Origin of the sequence: Campylobacter sp. 2018MI13, assembly GCF_018501135.1 — a bacterium.
Lineage (GTDB): Bacteria > Campylobacterota > Campylobacteria > Campylobacterales > Campylobacteraceae > Campylobacter_E.
This window is the reverse complement of sequence record NZ_JAHCZC010000301.1, coordinates 1-385: the sequence shown is the minus strand read 5'-3', so window position 1 is coordinate 385 and position 385 is coordinate 1. Positions and strand designations below refer to the sequence as shown.

At 58.2% G+C, this 385-nt stretch carries 1 pseudogene; it reads right to left on the bottom strand.

Annotated features, from left to right (window positions below):
• Window positions 1–203, bottom strand: a pseudogene (locus KJQ99_RS11460) (hypothetical protein); the annotation flags it as partial.
• Window positions 204–385 lie beyond the last annotated feature (182 nt).

Below are 385 nucleotides of genomic sequence, written 5' to 3'. Positions count from 1 at the left end.
CCCAGCGCGTCGGCAGCCAGCTCGAGTTCCCGGTGGGCGGCGTCGAGATACCCCGCGACCGCGTCATCTCCCATCGCTGACAGCACGTAGGTGTTGAAGTCGCAGTACCCGCACCGCGACGCACAGAAGGGAACGTGGAGATAGATGCTCCACGGCCCGTCAGCTGGATGAAGTTCTGGCAGGCTATTGTCGGCGTGCGTCATGGCCCTCCTCATTATGCGGGGGTACGGGGTACACTTTTGCATGATGCCACCTGACGCCTTCCGCAGCAGTTGTCAAAGATATCTGCCATGCAGCATAGCTCGTCAATTCATCCCGCACATCATCACGGCACGATAGCGTGACGACGATTCATGCAGCTTTATAAACACCTCATAGGTATCCA